The 15237-nt window shown below is 36.2% G+C and carries 12 protein-coding genes, 1 pseudogene and 1 other annotated feature; of the genes and pseudogenes, 1 reads left to right on the top strand and 12 read right to left on the bottom strand.

Annotation, left to right across the window (positions count from 1 at the left end; genetic code table 11):
- Positions 1 to 137: 137 nt before the first annotated feature.
- The gene (locus tag NKG37_RS17585; RefSeq protein ID WP_254414862.1) at positions 138 to 1454 is read right to left on the bottom strand and encodes an ISLre2 family transposase; all 1317 of its coding nucleotides are present in this window, start codon (positions 1452 to 1454) and stop codon (positions 138 to 140) included.
- A 256-nt stretch (positions 1455 to 1710) separates the two neighbouring features.
- Between NKG37_RS17585 and NKG37_RS17580 the strand changes: the two genes are divergently transcribed.
- Positions 1711 to 3042 carry a methyl-accepting chemotaxis protein gene (locus NKG37_RS17580; protein WP_254415013.1) on the top strand — a complete coding sequence of 444 codons (1332 nt, stop codon included), beginning with the start codon at positions 1711 to 1713 and terminating at the stop codon, positions 3040 to 3042.
- 248 nt (positions 3043 to 3290) lie between these two features.
- On the opposite strand, the gene lysS is transcribed toward NKG37_RS17580, so the two are convergent.
- The 11 genes and pseudogenes from lysS to metE all read right to left on the bottom strand — a co-directional run bounded on the left by lysS (position 3291) and on the right by metE (position 15230).
- Positions 3291 to 4754, bottom strand: a complete 1464-nt coding sequence (gene lysS / locus NKG37_RS17575; RefSeq protein WP_224428181.1) for a lysine--tRNA ligase — start codon at positions 4752 to 4754, stop codon at positions 3291 to 3293.
- 95 nt (positions 4755 to 4849) lie between these two features.
- Positions 4850 to 5131 (bottom strand) — a binding site (T-box leader).
- 40 nt (positions 5132 to 5171) lie between these two features.
- Positions 5172 to 5663 (bottom strand): hypothetical protein, encoded by a 492-nt coding sequence (locus tag NKG37_RS17570; protein WP_198013228.1) that lies wholly within the window; start codon positions 5661 to 5663, stop codon positions 5172 to 5174.
- A gap of 89 nt (positions 5664 to 5752) precedes the next feature.
- A complete protein-coding gene (locus NKG37_RS17565) occupies positions 5753 to 6067 on the bottom strand; it encodes a DUF3892 domain-containing protein (RefSeq protein WP_016204659.1) in 315 nt (104 codons plus the stop codon).
- 54 nt (positions 6068 to 6121) lie between these two features.
- Positions 6122 to 6547: a VOC family protein gene (locus tag NKG37_RS17560; RefSeq protein ID WP_169188431.1), complete on the bottom strand. Its 426-nt coding sequence runs from the start codon at positions 6545 to 6547 to the stop codon at positions 6122 to 6124.
- Positions 6548 to 7196: 649 nt separating this feature from the next.
- Positions 7197 to 7487, bottom strand: a complete 291-nt coding sequence (locus NKG37_RS17555) for a DUF4359 domain-containing protein (protein WP_169188430.1) — start codon at positions 7485 to 7487, stop codon at positions 7197 to 7199.
- A gap of 379 nt (positions 7488 to 7866) precedes the next feature.
- Positions 7867 to 8334, bottom strand: a complete 468-nt coding sequence (tnpA, locus tag NKG37_RS17550) for an IS200/IS605 family transposase (protein WP_100525941.1) — start codon at positions 8332 to 8334, stop codon at positions 7867 to 7869.
- Between the two features lie 197 nt (positions 8335 to 8531).
- On the bottom strand, positions 8532 to 9251 hold the full coding sequence (locus NKG37_RS17545; RefSeq protein WP_016204662.1) for a YebC/PmpR family DNA-binding transcriptional regulator: 720 nt from the start codon (positions 9249 to 9251) through the stop codon (positions 8532 to 8534).
- A gap of 282 nt (positions 9252 to 9533) precedes the next feature.
- Positions 9534 to 10367, bottom strand: a complete 834-nt coding sequence (locus tag NKG37_RS17540) for a methyl-accepting chemotaxis protein (RefSeq protein WP_016204663.1) — start codon at positions 10365 to 10367, stop codon at positions 9534 to 9536.
- Positions 10364 to 11230, bottom strand: coding sequence for a HAMP domain-containing protein (locus NKG37_RS17535; RefSeq protein WP_254415012.1), 867 nt, complete (start codon positions 11228 to 11230; stop codon positions 10364 to 10366). Before NKG37_RS17535 ends, NKG37_RS17540 begins: the two co-directional genes overlap by 4 nt.
- Positions 11214 to 12889: pseudogene (locus NKG37_RS17530) on the bottom strand (aspartate aminotransferase family protein). The gene NKG37_RS17535 and the pseudogene NKG37_RS17530 overlap by 17 nt, the downstream one beginning before the upstream one ends.
- A 55-nt stretch (positions 12890 to 12944) precedes the next feature.
- Positions 12945 to 15230: a 5-methyltetrahydropteroyltriglutamate--homocysteine S-methyltransferase gene (gene metE / locus NKG37_RS17525; protein WP_101729970.1), complete on the bottom strand. Its 2286-nt coding sequence runs from the start codon at positions 15228 to 15230 to the stop codon at positions 12945 to 12947.
- Between the last annotated feature and the right edge of the window lie 7 nt (positions 15231 to 15237).

The following is a 15237-nucleotide window of genomic DNA, read 5'->3' as shown; positions in this document are numbered from 1 at the left end:
CCAATTTATCTATTATTAAGATTGAGTCAAGTTTTTGTGGGAGTTTTTTTAGCTCCCTTTTTTATAAAGTAAAACCTCTAAGTTTGTATCCGCTTTCCAATTGGTTTTGTTCTTCCAACTGTTGATTCTCTCATTTTTTAAAAACCTTTTAATCCCTGTAAGGCAAAGTGAACGGGTTTTCCAATCGCTTGATTTAAGTATGGCATGTTCTGACGCACGGTTTCTGTTACTAATTTTGTGGGTATTTTTCTTTTCGGTCGATGCTCTTTCTTTGATTTTTCCGTGGCTTTTTCCCATTTTCCATATATCGTTTGGATAGATAGATCATCCTTCAACCCAATCCACAAACGTGCCATGCTCATGACGCCTTTTTTGCTCCATGCTCTTCCATTTTTTAATCGTTTGGCTAATTGATTCATCATTGCTTCTGCACTTCCCATTGGACGATACGCTGTCGTGTCCACGCCTTTCTCCTGTAACCAACTACGGTAATCTTTTATGGTTTCCTGATGATGCGTTAAAAAGCCGAGGAAATGCGCTAGTTTTTCTTCTTCTTCTGGTGTATCCATTGTTCCTACTGCGCTATTCAACTCTAGAAGTAATGTTTCTACCTGGTAGTTTTTTAACGCTCTTTTCATGTAGCGGTATCGAGGATGGCTCTTCATTAGTTGCTTCATCGAACGAGCGACATGAAAACGGTCCATGGTGAAAAAGGCGCGTTCCCGAAAATACTCCCGACATGCCGTTATCCAGCCTGCTCCATCGCCATTAATAATAAGCAAGGTTTGGGTTGGATCATACGCATAATGATTCTGTAAGAATGTTTCAAAAGCTTCCCAAAAGGGTTCTTTTTCTTCATAGAGAAAATGCCTTTTATTTCGGAGCCTGACTCGCTTTCCGTTTTCTTTCCATCCCTCATGTACAGCGGCGAATTTCAACTCCCATCCACGCTTTTTCTTTTCTTGACTCTTCACATATAATCCATCTACTTCGACAAACAACACCTTTTGAAAAGGACGTTTTTCCTTAGCGGGAAGTACGCTTGTATGAAGAAGATGTTGCCGTAATGCTTCGTGGCTCATCGCCGAATAGCCTAAAAATTGTTCGAACGTTTCCACCGCCTTTCGATAGGAGGAACCATTTGTCGCTAATTCTAGCCCCCATTCTTCTAATAGTGGACTAAACCCTTTATTCCCTTGAAACTGTAAATAATGATCTAACAGACAAATATATTTTTTGGTTACACGATCGAAATAATAATTACGCTTCAGCTCCACTGCTCCAAACGCTGTATCTACTCGTATTTCTCGTTTATCTCGTAAAGCAAATCTTCTTTTGTCTCGTTGCTGAGCAATCTCTAGATCCCAATTTTCTAATGTTTGAACAAGGATTTCTTGAAAGGTCATTTGTAGTGTTCGAAATAAAGTTTTTTCCAATTCTTTTAATGATGGCATTTTTGTGTTACATTGATTCATGAGAGCCTCTCCTTTTCGTAGTATTCTAGTCAAACTCTACTTTACAAAAGGAAGCTCTCTTTTTTAATACTTAATTTTTTCCAGCTACCGCGCTTTCGCTTGGTGGCCTTTTTGTCTAGTTGGGGGACTCGTCCCCCAACTAGACAAAAAGGATATTTATTCTCCCACAAACATTTTACTCATACTATTATTAAGCATTCAAAAATATTAAACTATAAACGGCGGTCATGACTTTATGAAAAAAATATCTACAAAGATTATTCTCTTATCATTATTAAACTCTGTGTTAGTCGCTATTATTAATGTTGGCGCATCATTAATCATGAGTAGTAGCGGTAGTGAAACTGCTGATCCGACTTCGAACGTAGAAGCGGCACAACAAATGCAAACAGGATTTATGATTCCTACACCAGTATTGTGGGGATTGTTTATTTCTTTAATTATTGGCGTTATATTATCTTATATTCTAGGAAAAGCGATTGAAAAACCAATTGTGAAAGTGACGGAATTTGCCCAAAAAACGGCTGATTTAAATTTAGTTGATACAGATGATGAGTTAGAAAGATTAATAAAAATAAAAGACCAAACTGGCCATATGGCAAGAGCACTATATGAAACTAGAAAAACACTGAAGAATCTAACTTCTGACTTACAAATAGTGTCTTCAACTGTCACTAATCACTCAAATAGCCTGAGTAAAAATACAGCTGAAAATGTAAGCTCCATAACCCAAATGGTGAAAACGATAGATCAGCTTGCAACAGGTAACTCTGAACAAGCCGAGACAATGAGTGGGATTAGTAAGACTTTATCAGGTGTCGTTTCTTTAATCGATGGGATAGCTACGAAAACTTCTGAAAATGTAGAACAAGCTGCACACTCGTTAGAGTCTATTACGGAAGGTCAATCCAGTGTCGATATTCAGACAAAGAAAATGGAAGAAACGCTTCATGTATCAAATGGAGTAAATCATTCCATTAACGAATTAAAAGGAATGATTAATCAAGTTACTGGTTTTGTTGGTATTATTACCTCCATTGCAGAACAAACAAATTTATTGGCATTAAATGCATCTATAGAAGCTGCTCGAGCTGGCGAGGCTGGAAAAGGATTTTCCGTGGTAGCAGATGAAATTAGAAAGTTAGCAGAAGAAACATCTAATTCAGCAAGTGAAATAACATCCATTATTGAAAAGACTTCTGAGAAGACAGACTTAGCTGTTTCCAATATTGAACAATCCAATAAATTAGTAGCTGAACAAAAAGAAGCCTTAAATATTACAAAAAAGGCTTTTGATAAAATTAGAAGAATGCATGAAGGTATTGTCGATGGATTTACACAAACAGCCTCCGCTATGAAGACTGTAAATAAAAATTCTCAAACAGTGTCTAATCAAATTCAAGACTTAACATCACATGTGGAAGAAGTAGCTGCAAGTACAGAAGAAATATCTGCAGCAGGACAAGAACAATTAGCTTCTACTGAAATCATTGCAAGTGCTGCTAAAGAGTTAGATATTTTAGCAGTGCAGTTAAATAAACAGATTAAAAAGTTTCAAATTTCCTAAAGGTAGATAAATCTGAAATTAGGCTGATGCTTTATTCCTTTTTATGGTTATAAAATCGCCATTTTCCTTTTGAATTTATAGAAATTAGGAAGCTGGGACATAAGTATTTTTCAACCAAATAACCCCAAACAGTTATACGAATCTTTCTTAGCATGTACGTATAATCGTTCGGGGTTTTATTCATTTTAAGAAAGAAGATTTGTGGTGATCACCCGCAGACGGAATACAGGTGAAATTACTAGAAAGTTTCATTCAATTTTTTTCGTTAATGGAAACAATATACAATCTTTAATCGTCTCACTATCTGTTAACACCATTAATAAACGTTCAATTCCGAATCCCCAACCAGAAATTGGCGGCATTCCATATTCCATTGCCAATAAGTAGTCCTCATCCATTTCCATTGCTTCTAAATCACCGCCACTTTTCAAAACTGCTTGTGCCTCTAATCTTCTTCTTTGTTCGATAGGATCTACTAATTCTGAATATGCATTGATAATTTCCGCCCCATTAACTACTAATTGAAAACGATCGGTAATTGCTGGATTATCATTATTCGCTCTTGCTAATGGTGATAAATCAATTGGGTGGTTGATTAAAAAGGTTGGTTCTATTAATTGTGGACGACACATTTTTTTATATAGAAGATCGATAAAGTTCCCCCTACCTAAAGTTTCGATACTGTCTTGTTCTAAATAAATATTTCTCCGCTTTGTTTCTTCATATAAGTCTTTTACATCGGGAAATAAATCGATATCAATGCCTGTATCTTTTAGAATTAACTCCCTAAATGAAACAACATTCCATTCTAAAGAAAAATCAATTGTTTTTCCTTGAATAGTAATAACGGTTGTATCAAAAGCATGGTTCAGAACATATAAAATCATTTCACGCATGAGAGCCATTGTATCTTCATAATTCCAATAAGCTGCATAGCCTTCCACCATTGTAAATTCTTGAAGATGTTGAGGACTGATCCCTTCATTTCTAAAGCATTTTGCAAACTCAAATACTTTTGTAAAACCACCTACAATTAATCTTTTCAAGTAAGTCTCTGGTGCAATTCGTAAATTTAATTCTGTATCTAACGAATGATGATAGGTTCTAAATGGACGAGCTATCGCACCAGAAGAAGTATGCTGTAATACAGGTGTTTCCACTTCTAAAAAATCTTTTTCTTCAAGAAATCTACGAACGGCACGCACTAACTTTGTTCGCAGTAACATCCGATCTTGTGTTTCTTTTGTCATCATTAAATCTAAATAACGTTGTCGATAACGGGTATCTATATTGCTTAATCCATGCCATTTTTCTGGCAATGGGTGCAATCCTTTTCCAAGTAAAACATATTTTTCAATCCGAAGCGTTTTTTCCTTTGTTTTTGTCGAATACATCTTCCCTTCCACGCCAATAAAATCGCCTACATCAAAAAAGTTCCCGAAATCAATAGCAGACTGCTCCCCAACCTCCTCTTTTTTCAAAAGTAGTTGCAGACTCCCTTGTATGTCTGAAATGGTGATAAAACTAAATTTACTAAACCGACGAACCCCCATGATTCTTCCTGCTACTTGAACTCCTGATGTACCATCTTCAAGCAATGACGCTTCATAAAGTTCATAGTTTGTCTGGAATCTTTCTGGATATATCAAAACCCCTTCTGATCTTAAAGTCTCTAATTTCTCTATTCTCCGAGTTGTTTGTTCCTGACTCATTCTGTTGCACTCCCGTCTTTTTGTTCGTTTATCGAATCTTTACATACCAATTTATCTATTAAAATAAAAAAACTCCCACCCCCAAGATTATTCATCTTGAGGACGAGAGTTATTATTAACAACTTCGTGGTACCACCCCAGTTTATTGATATGTTGCCACATCAACCTCTTCGGGTACGGCAACGCTAAATAGTTGATTATACCCTATCTCTATAACGGGAGATCCCGTCGCAGTATCACAAAAAAATGAACCATCATCTTTGATCCGTGCGAAAGCTCCAAGCCTTTTTTCATTAAGATCCTTATTACTCCTTTTCACCAACCGGAGCTCTTTTTAAATAATGAATCAAAATTACTCTTCTCTTCTTAGCCGAATATTCCGTATTTATTTTAGAAATATTAACTTATATAAAAATTTTAGTCAATAGAAATATTGATCATTTTTTTTAATAATGGGGCTAATACAGTTATGCTGTTTGGATGTGCTAGCATACTTACAAAGCTTGTAAATTCTTCAGCGCTTTTTATTAATTCTTTCATAAATATCCGTTCGTCAAAAAGGAATTTTTCCATTTTATTATTTATAATACGGAATAACACCTGCTTTTCTTTCCTTGTATGAATCCTTTCCATTTTCCAGATTTGATTGTGAATGAAATAACTTGTTTCTCCATATCCATTTTCCAAGTATTGTAGAGTCATTCGAAGAAACCCAATCCACATTAATTCAACATCATCGCAATGTTCCTCTGAAATAACGCTTTGATCATAATATGTTATATGTATGAACCCCTCTAGCAAACTGTTGTTTCGCATTTGGTAATCACTTGATATGCTTATTGCTTTCTCATCTGTAATATTGACTTTATCTCTTTTCAAATCAAATATATATGTGTTTATACTTATCACTCTCTCACCCCAATGGACCTTACAGCAAATATAAGTGGATCGCATAGAAGAGAATATCCAAATGAACATTCTCTTCTTCCTTTTTCCTTTTAAAAAGAAGGCAAATTATCTAAGTTATTTTCTTTAATCCCATCTGGTTCACTACGTATAATATCTCTGCCATACTTATGAAAAACATCAACATGCGCAAGCTTCCCTGCTTTTGCTTCTTCAAGGGCGGTAATATAATCTAATTCTCTTCCACTACTTGTTTTAAAAGCAATAATATCATCATCATCATTTTTACGAACTGCAACAATTTGCTCTACACCTGAATCAATTTCCTCAGCGGCTTCCATTTGCGCTTGGCCTTTTGCTTGTTGTAAGTATTCGTCATATATTTTTTGATAGTCTTTTTCATCCATAATGCCACCTCCAAAAACATAGTGTGCTCTGGGGATGATAGAGTTATGTATTATTTATTTTTGTTGATTAATTAGATATTTCTCTTTAAAGCTTGGACTTAACTCACTCCATACATCAAATTTATTTCCATCCAAATCGTAAAAGACAAAATTATTACCTGGATGCCCTCTATCCTCGATATTACCAACCGTAACTCCTTTTTCCTTTAGCAAGGAATGAAGTTTCCTTAATTGGTCAATTCCGTCTACTTCAAATGTCATGAAAAAATGCTCATTGCCTCTATGATCTTGAAAAATAGCCTTTACTCCTTCTTTTGCTTTAACAAGAAAGAAGCTTTGATTTGCAAAGTCCAGAATGGCTTTATCTTCATTTCTGAAATTTTCTATTGCTCCTAATTTTTCTTGATACCAGTTTGAAGCTACCTCTGGATTTACAACAGGGAGATAAATCGTTCCCACTCTGTGGATTAGTGTATTCATTATTATTCTCCTTTTGAATAGGGTACAATTTCTTCTTATATTCAGCGATAAGGAAAATATATCCTTTTCTTTGTATTTTGTTTATATATAGCGTGGTTTGGCTGATATATTTATTTTTTGGCTGATTTCCTCGCTACTTTGGCTGATATATTTATTTTTCGGCTGATTTCCTTGTTACTTTGGCTGATATATTCTTTTTTTGGCTGATTTCCTTACTGAGTTTCATAATTTCACAAAAGAGATTCAGGAATCGATGTAAAATTCGTAAATCCCGATGCAACTGCCTCCAAACCAATGATTATTAATGCAATTAATGGGGAGCTTTCAAGCAAATTAGACCATAACAAAAAAACACTGTTATAGAACATATAATATCAGAAATTATTAAAATGTTTTTTCCTGATACCTTATCAATTATAGTTCAGGTTATGCTACTACCAATTAGACCCCCAAATGCAGCTATTAAAGTGCATATATTTTTTGATAGTCTGTGGATTATTGTATTCATCTTGATTAGCCCTTTTTTGATACAGTAAGAATACTAACTTCATTCGCCAAAACGAAAAGATATCCTTTCTCTTTCTTTTGTAAAAAACAGAGTTTGGTTAATCGAAGCTCTTATCCCAGCAAAAAAGAGTAGCTTAAAATGCTACTCTCCTTCCTTTAACCATATAAAGTTATTGAATATCCCTATTGCTAACAAAGCTTTATCAGTATTATTACTATATTTTGTTTCATAGAGCGTAAACAAGACAAAATCTTTTTTCGTTGTACCCATTTTAATCAAAGATCCACCAAGTAATCCTAGTAATGGTCCCTCTTCTTGTTTAATTTGATCCCCAACCCATTCTGCATATTCATCTTTATCTGAAGGATTAGTTACAATAGAAATCATTAAGGCAAAGCAAAGTAGTAAAAGCAGCCAGTATCTTTTCTTCATAAGATCCCATCCTTAATTTTTTCTTCTAGTATTTCCTAATTAATGAAAATTCATCCTAGAAATACACAACAAGAGAATCAGGGAGCTTTTATGAAAATGGGGAAATAAATTATGAAGTGGTAATGTTACGAGTCGTGTTAATGACAAGTTGTACAGAAAAGCAAATGTTGTAACTGAGCTCGGCGAAACATTTTTGATTTTCTAATCATATAAAAACTCTTAATCACCATCTGCTACCAATAAATCAAAACCACCAGTGTGAACTGGTGGTTTGCTCTGCGGCTAAAAGCCTCTCTTACCGGCCTCGGCCTTAAAGGCCCACTGAAAAGGTTTCCCTTCTGCACCACATTCACTCACCAATTCTAAAGAATTTCTTTATTTACTTCCGATTTTTCTCACCCGTGAACGGATCGAATTCTTCGAACAAAGTTAGCTGATCAGCCATATAATCTTCTTTCAGCTGATTTCTTATATATTCTTGTATTTGTTTCTTATTTCTCCCCACGGTATCAACGTAGAAACCACGACACCAAAATTTACGATTCCCATAGCGATATTTCAAATTCGCATGTCGATCAAATATCATCAGGCTACTTTTTCCTTTTAGGTAACCCATGAACTGCGATACACTTAATTTTGGTGGAATACTAACCAACATATGGATATGATCCGGACAGGCATTTGCTTCATGTATAATGACACCTTTTCTTTCACATAGCTCTCTTATGATTTGTCCTATACTCTTTTTGTATTTGCCATAAATAATTTGCCTTCTGTATTTTGGGGCAAAGACTATGTGATACTTACAATTCCATGTTGTATGTGCTAAACTGTTCATGTCCTTCATAAGGGCATACCTCCTTCTTGCGTGAGATAAAGTGGTCGGGAAACCAACTTTATCCTACCATGAAAGGAGGTTTTTTTGTTACCTCGCTATAAGCTCTCCGGAACCCCCGGCATAGCCAGGGGTTTTCGAAACCATCAAAGAAAAGCCCCACTCTTGTATGATTTCTGTCATACAAGAGTGGGGCTCAATTCTCTATATTACTCGCCTAAATCCACATTATGATACACTTGCTGCACATCGTCTAGATCTTCAATTGCATCGATCATTTTCTCGAATTGTGCTTGTGCTTCTGGATCTAATGTTACGTCGTTTTGTGCAAGCATTGTTAGTTCAGCTACAGTGAATTCTGTTACGCCTGCTTGTTTGAATGCTTCTTGTACGGCATGGAATTGATCTGGTTCTGCATATACAATAACAGAATCTTCTTCTTCCATGATATCACGTACATCTACGTCTGCTTCCATTAGAAGCTCTAATGCTTCTTCTTCTGTTTTTCCTTCTACGCCGATAACTGCTGTTGCATCAAACATATAAGAAACGGAACCACTTACTCCCATGTTTCCGCCATTTTTACCAAATGCGGCACGAACATCTGAAGCTGTTCTATTTACGTTATTTGTTAAAGCATCAACGATTACCATCGAACCGTTAGGACCAAAGCCTTCATAGCGAAGCTCGTCATATGTTTCTTCTGAACCGCCTTTTGCTTTTTCAATTGCACGGTCAATAATATGTTTTGGTACACTATATGTTTTTGCGCGCTCTAGCACAACTTTTAGCGCTTGGTTAGATTCTGGATCTGGTTCCCCTTGTTTAGCCGCTACAAAGATTTCACGTCCGAATTTTGCATAAACACGACTAGTATTTGCGTCTTTTGAAGCTTTTTTGTCTTTAATATTGTTCCATTTACGACCCATTATGAACACTCTCTTTCTGCTTATACATTCAACCTATTTATTATAGATAAAAACATGGTACTTCTTCAACTTTTATTTGTTATGTTTCGGCATTTATCTAACTGCCGTTTCTTAAAGCCACTAATATTATACATGAAATGTTGATTTTATTCAGCTTTTTGCTCAAAACTTTATGGCGAATCTTTGACAGATCTCACCATATAAAAAGGAGCGACCCATAAATTAGACAGCATCTTGAATGATACAATCAATAATTTAGGAAGCTCCCCCTTTTTAGTAGTATTAAAGTTTAAATTTATTTACGATTGTTTGTAGTGATTCTGCCATTTGAGATAAAGTGTTTGTTGCTGACACCATTTCTTCCATCACAGCTGTTTGCTCTTCCGATGCGGCGGACACATTTTGGGCATGTCCTGAAAATTCGCTAGAGCTCTCAGATAGGTTATCCAGTGATGTGGCGATTTTGCTGCCACTTTCGTTCATTTCAACCACTTTTTCTTCCATAGCTGAAATTTGATTTGCGACAATATGAACAGACTTGCGAATATTTTCAAATGAAGAGCCTGCTTCGTCCACAGTCATAATGCCTGTTCGAACGGCTTCATATCCTTTTGACATCGTCTCAACAGTTTTAATCGGCTGATCTTGGATGAAGACGATTTTTTCACTAATTTGATTTGCCGCGCTAGCTGATTCTTCTGCAAGCTTTCGAACTTCTTCTGCTACTACCGAAAATCCTTTTCCATGCTCTCCAGCACGTGCTGCTTCGATCGATGCATTTAGCGCTAGTAAATTTGTTTGCCCAGCAATATTTGTAATCAAAGTAACTATCTCATTAATTTGATTAGAACTTTCATGTAAATACTTAATGACATCAGCCGATTCGCTAACATTCGTATTAATAATTTGCATTTGCTTAATCGCTTTGCCTACAACATTCGAGCCCTCTTCTGAAATTTCGGCTGTTCCTGTTGCAGCATTCGTAACCTCTTTAATTTTCCCAGTCATATCTTCTAAATGATGCGCAATTTTTTCTACTGCCCCACTAATTTCTTCAATTGCATTTGTTTGTTCATTTGTTCCAGATGCTACTTCTTGTATCGAGTCATTAATCATCTAATAGAAGAGCTTGTTTGCTCGGTGCTAGAATATAGTTGCTGAGAAGTTGCTGCTACTTGCTCCGAGTTGATGGATACCTCACCAATTAAATCTTTTAGTTGTGTTACCATTTTGTTAACATTAGCTGTTAAAGCGCCTATTTCATCATTAGATGTCACCTTTAATGTCTCACTAGTGAAATCTCCTTCTGCCAGAGGTTCTACATATTTTGCTAATGCTACAATTGGTTTAGAAATACGTTTGCTCATCCAGTATGCAATAAGACTACCAAGTAGTAATACGATTAAAATAAGGCCTACCAATACATAGATAATTTGTGCGTATAATTCTTTTATAAAAGAAGCATCCATATCTATCCCAAGTATTGCTTGTGTCCCATCCACATGTACAAATATAGATTTGTGGGTACCAAATTCATCTTCATAAATTTCACTGAATAATTTTTCTCCTGCTAATGCACGATTCATCTCATCCGTAAATCGATATTCGCTTCCGTTCTCATCTGTCTCACTTAAGGCAATGATATGTCCATCATCCCCAGCTTTCCCTAAGACGTAGACATTTTCTACGTTTGTTTGTGCTTTTAAGTCATTTAATGGACTAAGCAGCTTTTGATATGCTTCTTGATTTCCTTTTTCTGCTTCTTCTATATATTCTCGTTCAATTTCATTAGCAGCTACTTGAAGATTGGCTTCTAATGTTTGTTCAAACCCTTTTAATACTTGATTTTCGACGATTCCTCGCGTAAATACTATCGTAACAGCAGTAAAGATTAAACTACTAATAATTAGCGGGAGTAAATATCCTTGTAAATTTTTCTTAAAGATAGAACTTTGTTTTTTCTTAGTAGCTAAGCTCAAGTTCTTTTTCCTCCTGTTCTGTCACTAATTCAGCGTTTTTTAGGATTTCTGCTATTCTTGGTTTCAAAAATTCAATGATTTCATCCATATGCTTTTCTTCTGTAAAAGGAGAGATAGAGAAAAATTTGGAAGCATATACTGGATAACGTTCTTCTGAATCGTTTGCTGCAATCATACACACCTTTTTCGTATCCCCAAAAAAGTATTCTTCTCTATCTCTTCCGAGTAGTTCGAATAACTTCTGATTTAGCTGATTCATTTGTTCGATTGCTGTGCTTGATGATTTACCAGCCATTTCTTCCTTCCATTCTGCTTTCTCTGCGTATAAACGGAATACGCTAACAGGCCCAATCGTAGGATTAATAACGGAAACAGTTGGAAACTGCTTTTCTAATTTTTCACGGAATGCTAGATTAACACGAACATAGTTTGCTAGTATTTGTTGATAGCCCTCGACTCCAAAAGCTTGTAATGCGGCATAAATCGCAATCGAACTTGCCACTCGTGAGCATTCTAGTGTATAACCAGTATGATAGCTGCCATAACCATGATTACCAACATATGGAGTCTCAAATTCTTCTAAATCTAGTAAACCTAGAGAGCCTCCGTCTTTTGCTAAAAATAAGCTTGTTAAATAAGGTGTCTGTCCAAGCTTTTGGAAATCAAAGCACAAACTATCTGCTAAAGATACATACTGCATGCGTTCTTTAATACTAGCTAATCCTTCTAACACATTTTCTTCAAATTGCAATGGTTTTTTTTCAAAATCATAAGAGGTAAAAAGACTATAAAAGCCACCTAATGCGGAGTCCGCATGGACATGAATATCCTCTATTCCGTATGTATCCATTAAGGATGCAATTACATCTTTTACCTCTTTTACATTGTCAATTCCAAACGAGTCAGTTGTACCAGTTGTTGCTACAATATATATAGGTATGCCGCCCGCTTCGATTACATTTACTAATTTCTCTTTTAAATCACCAATGTCCATCGAATGATCTTCTGTTGTTTTCACACGGATTAAATGGTTGCTTCCGATTCCTGTTGCTTCGACCGATTTTAGTAAGCTATAATGAGCGCCTTCTGATGCAAAGCAATATAAATTAGAAGGAATCCCTTCTTCTTTTGCTTTGGGATATTTTTTCGCAATAGCTAAGCGTAAACCTGTAAATACAGCCCCTTGTCCGCCCCATGTTGTATATCCAAAGCTTTTCGTATGATCGTATCCTACTAACTTAGACATCATGGAAACAACCTTCACCTCAGCTTCAGCTCCAGCTGGTCCATATACATCCCATAAATTATTTCCATTTACAAGAATGGTTGTCAGCATTCCAATAATCCCTGGAATACTTGCCATCGGTAATACATTGGTTACAAATTTATGTGTATGGTATGGATGTCCTTTTACTAATTCTAGTAAATCTTCAACTACTGCTTACATATTTTTCCACTTTATAGAACGATTGATTGCTCCACTAGCTGCCGATAAAAATCATCATCTCTGTTCTTTGTTTCCCCAAGAATAGATTTATTCGGATTCTTATAGGAATCTACCTCTTTAATTAATCTATTCCTTAAATCTAGTAAATACTGTTGCTGCTCTTTGTTTCCATCTTCACTTGGAAATAGGCGCTGAATCTCTTGTAGTTCCATTTAACTACCCCCCTAAAAAAACTCGCGACTAATGTCACAAGTTTTTTGGGATCTTTCACAAATTCTTCACTACTAGTTTTTCTCTTGTTTCTTTTGCTGCCTCTACCATTACCTCTAATGCACCGATTGTTTCTTCTTCATTTCTTGTTTTCAATCCGCAATCCGGATTAATCCAGAACAAGTGTGGATCAAGAACGCCTAAAGCATGTTCAATGTTTTGGGTAATTTCTTCTTTTGTTGGCACCCTAGGACTATGTATATCATATACGCCAAGCCCGATTCCTTTATCATAGGTTTTCTTCGCAAATGTTTGAATAAATTCGCCGTGACTTCTGGAAGTTTCGATCGAAATTACATCCACATCCAGAGCATCGATGGCATCAATAATGTCTTCAAAATTTGAATAACACATATGTGTATGAATTTGCGTTTCTTTTTCCACAGAAGTTGTTGCAAGTTTAAAAGAGTAAACTGCTGTGTCTAAATATGGTTTCCATCTCTCCTTTTTTAATGGCAACCCTTCACGAATGGCCGGCTCATCTACTTGAATCATGCGAATATCGTTTCTCTCGAGCTCCTCCACTTCTTTCTTAAGGCTGAAAGCTATTTGTTTCGCTACTTCTGCTCTTGAAATATCATCTCTTACAAAGGACCAGTTTAAAATCGTAATCGGTCCTGTCAGCATTCCTTTTACAGGCTTAGTTGTCAGACTTTGAGCATAGACGGTTTCTTTCACCGTCATTGGCTTCACATACGCTACATCTCCATAAATAATAGGTGGTTTCACACAGCGGGAACCATAGGATTGAACCCAACCGTATGTTGTAAACTGAAAACCAGCTAGTTTTTCACCAAAATATTCAACCATGTCTGTCCGTTCGAATTCTCCATGTACAAATACATCTAATCCTAAGTCTTCTTGAATCTCAATCCATTTTTTTATTTCTGCTTGAATGAAAGTTTCATATTCTTCATTGGTTATTTCTCCTTTTCGCCATCTTAACCGCTCCTTTCGTACTTCCTTGGTCTGCGGAAAACTTCCAATCGTGGTTGTCGGAAGAATTGGGAGCGAAAAAGCTCCTTGTTGTGCTTGCTGTCTTATCGTTACATTTTCACTTCTTTCTGGCTTATCAGAAGCTCTATTTAATTCTTCATGAAGGATTTGATTATTTCTTGCTGAGGAAGCGTTTAATTTGCTAATTGCTTCTACACTTTGGTCGATTTGTGCTTGAATGGCTGCTTTTCCTTTTCTGACTCCCTCTGTTAACGTACTTATTTCTTGCAATTTTTCATCAGCAAAAGAAAGTGCTACTTTTACAATTGGATCTATTTGCTCTTCCTTCACCGTTACTGGTACATGAAGTAAGCTTGATGATGGCTGGATAATGATATTTTCACTTCCTACAGCCTTCTGGATCTCCGCAAGCAAGCCCCATTTTTCTTCTAAATTAGTTCTCCACACATTTCTGCCATCAATAATGCCTGCTGCAAGGATTTTATCTTCAGGAAATCCGTATTGCTGAATAGATGCTAAATGTTGTCCGTCATCATGAACAAAATCTAAGCCGATTCCTGCTACAGGTAAAGAAATGATAGTTTCATAATCTGTCACGGCGTCAAAATAGGTTTGAAGAATCACCTTTAATTTTGGTGCCGCCTCTTGCAAGGTATGATATATTTGCTGCGTTATTTGCCATTCTCTTGGTGTAACATCTGTGACTAAATATGGTTCGTCTATTTGAATCCATTTCACTCCTTCTGCTTCTAGCTCCTTTAAAATCTGCGCATATAAAGGAAGATAAGATGCCACTGTTTCTTCCAGTTTATCTTCTTCATAGCCTTTTGCTAATTTTATAAAGGTCAGTGGTCCTAACAATACTGGTTTTCCTTCGATTCCTAATGCTTCTTTTGCTTCCCGATAAAAGAACAGCGGACGATTTTCTGTTAATGTTGGCTTTCTTTCCCCGAGCTCAGGTACTATATAGTGATAGTTTGTATTGAACCACTTTTTCATTGCTGCTGCTACTGCAGTTGTATTTCCACGCGCAATCTGAAAATAAGTTTGTAAAGGAACCTTGCCCCCATTATAAGCAAATCTTGATGGCACTTGCCCGAACATAGTAGCCGTATCTAATACATGGTCATAGAAACTAAAATCACCGACAGGAATTAAATCAATTCCTTGCAACTTTTGCTTCTGTAAGTTTTTCAATCGAAGGTTCTTCGTTTCTTGCAAAAGCTCTTCTTCCGAACAGTCACCCTTCCAGTAACGCTCCAATGCTCTTTTCCATTCTCTTTTTTCTCCAATTCTCGGATAGCCTAAATTAGAACTTTTGTACATTCTGCTT

It is taken from the genome of Niallia sp. RD1 (genome assembly GCF_024219955.1).
GTDB lineage: Bacteria > Bacillota > Bacilli > Bacillales > Cytobacillaceae > Niallia > Niallia alba.
This window is presented reverse-complemented; position numbering and strand designations above follow the sequence as displayed.

Coding starts and splice junctions, on each gene's coding strand:
- NKG37_RS17585 (WP_254414862.1), bottom strand. CDS start 1,454: ATGCCATCATTAAAAGAATTGGAAAAAACTTTATTTCGAACACTACAA.
- NKG37_RS17580 (WP_254415013.1), top strand. CDS start 1,711: ATGAAAAAAATATCTACAAAGATTATTCTCTTATCATTATTAAACTCT.
- lysS (WP_224428181.1), bottom strand. CDS start 4,754: ATGAGTCAGGAACAAACAACTCGGAGAATAGAGAAATTAGAGACTTTA.
- NKG37_RS17565 (WP_016204659.1), bottom strand. CDS start 6,067: ATGGATGAAAAAGACTATCAAAAAATATATGACGAATACTTACAACAA.
- NKG37_RS17560 (WP_169188431.1), bottom strand. CDS start 6,547: ATGAATACACTAATCCACAGAGTGGGAACGATTTATCTCCCTGTTGTA.
- NKG37_RS17555 (WP_169188430.1), bottom strand. CDS start 7,487: ATGAAGAAAAGATACTGGCTGCTTTTACTACTTTGCTTTGCCTTAATG.
- tnpA (WP_100525941.1), bottom strand. CDS start 8,334: ATGAAGGACATGAACAGTTTAGCACATACAACATGGAATTGTAAGTAT.
- NKG37_RS17545 (WP_016204662.1), bottom strand. CDS start 9,251: ATGGGTCGTAAATGGAACAATATTAAAGACAAAAAAGCTTCAAAAGAC.
- NKG37_RS17540 (WP_016204663.1), bottom strand. CDS start 10,367: ATGATTAATGACTCGATACAAGAAGTAGCATCTGGAACAAATGAACAA.
- metE (WP_101729970.1), bottom strand. CDS start 15,230: ATGTACAAAAGTTCTAATTTAGGCTATCCGAGAATTGGAGAAAAAAGA.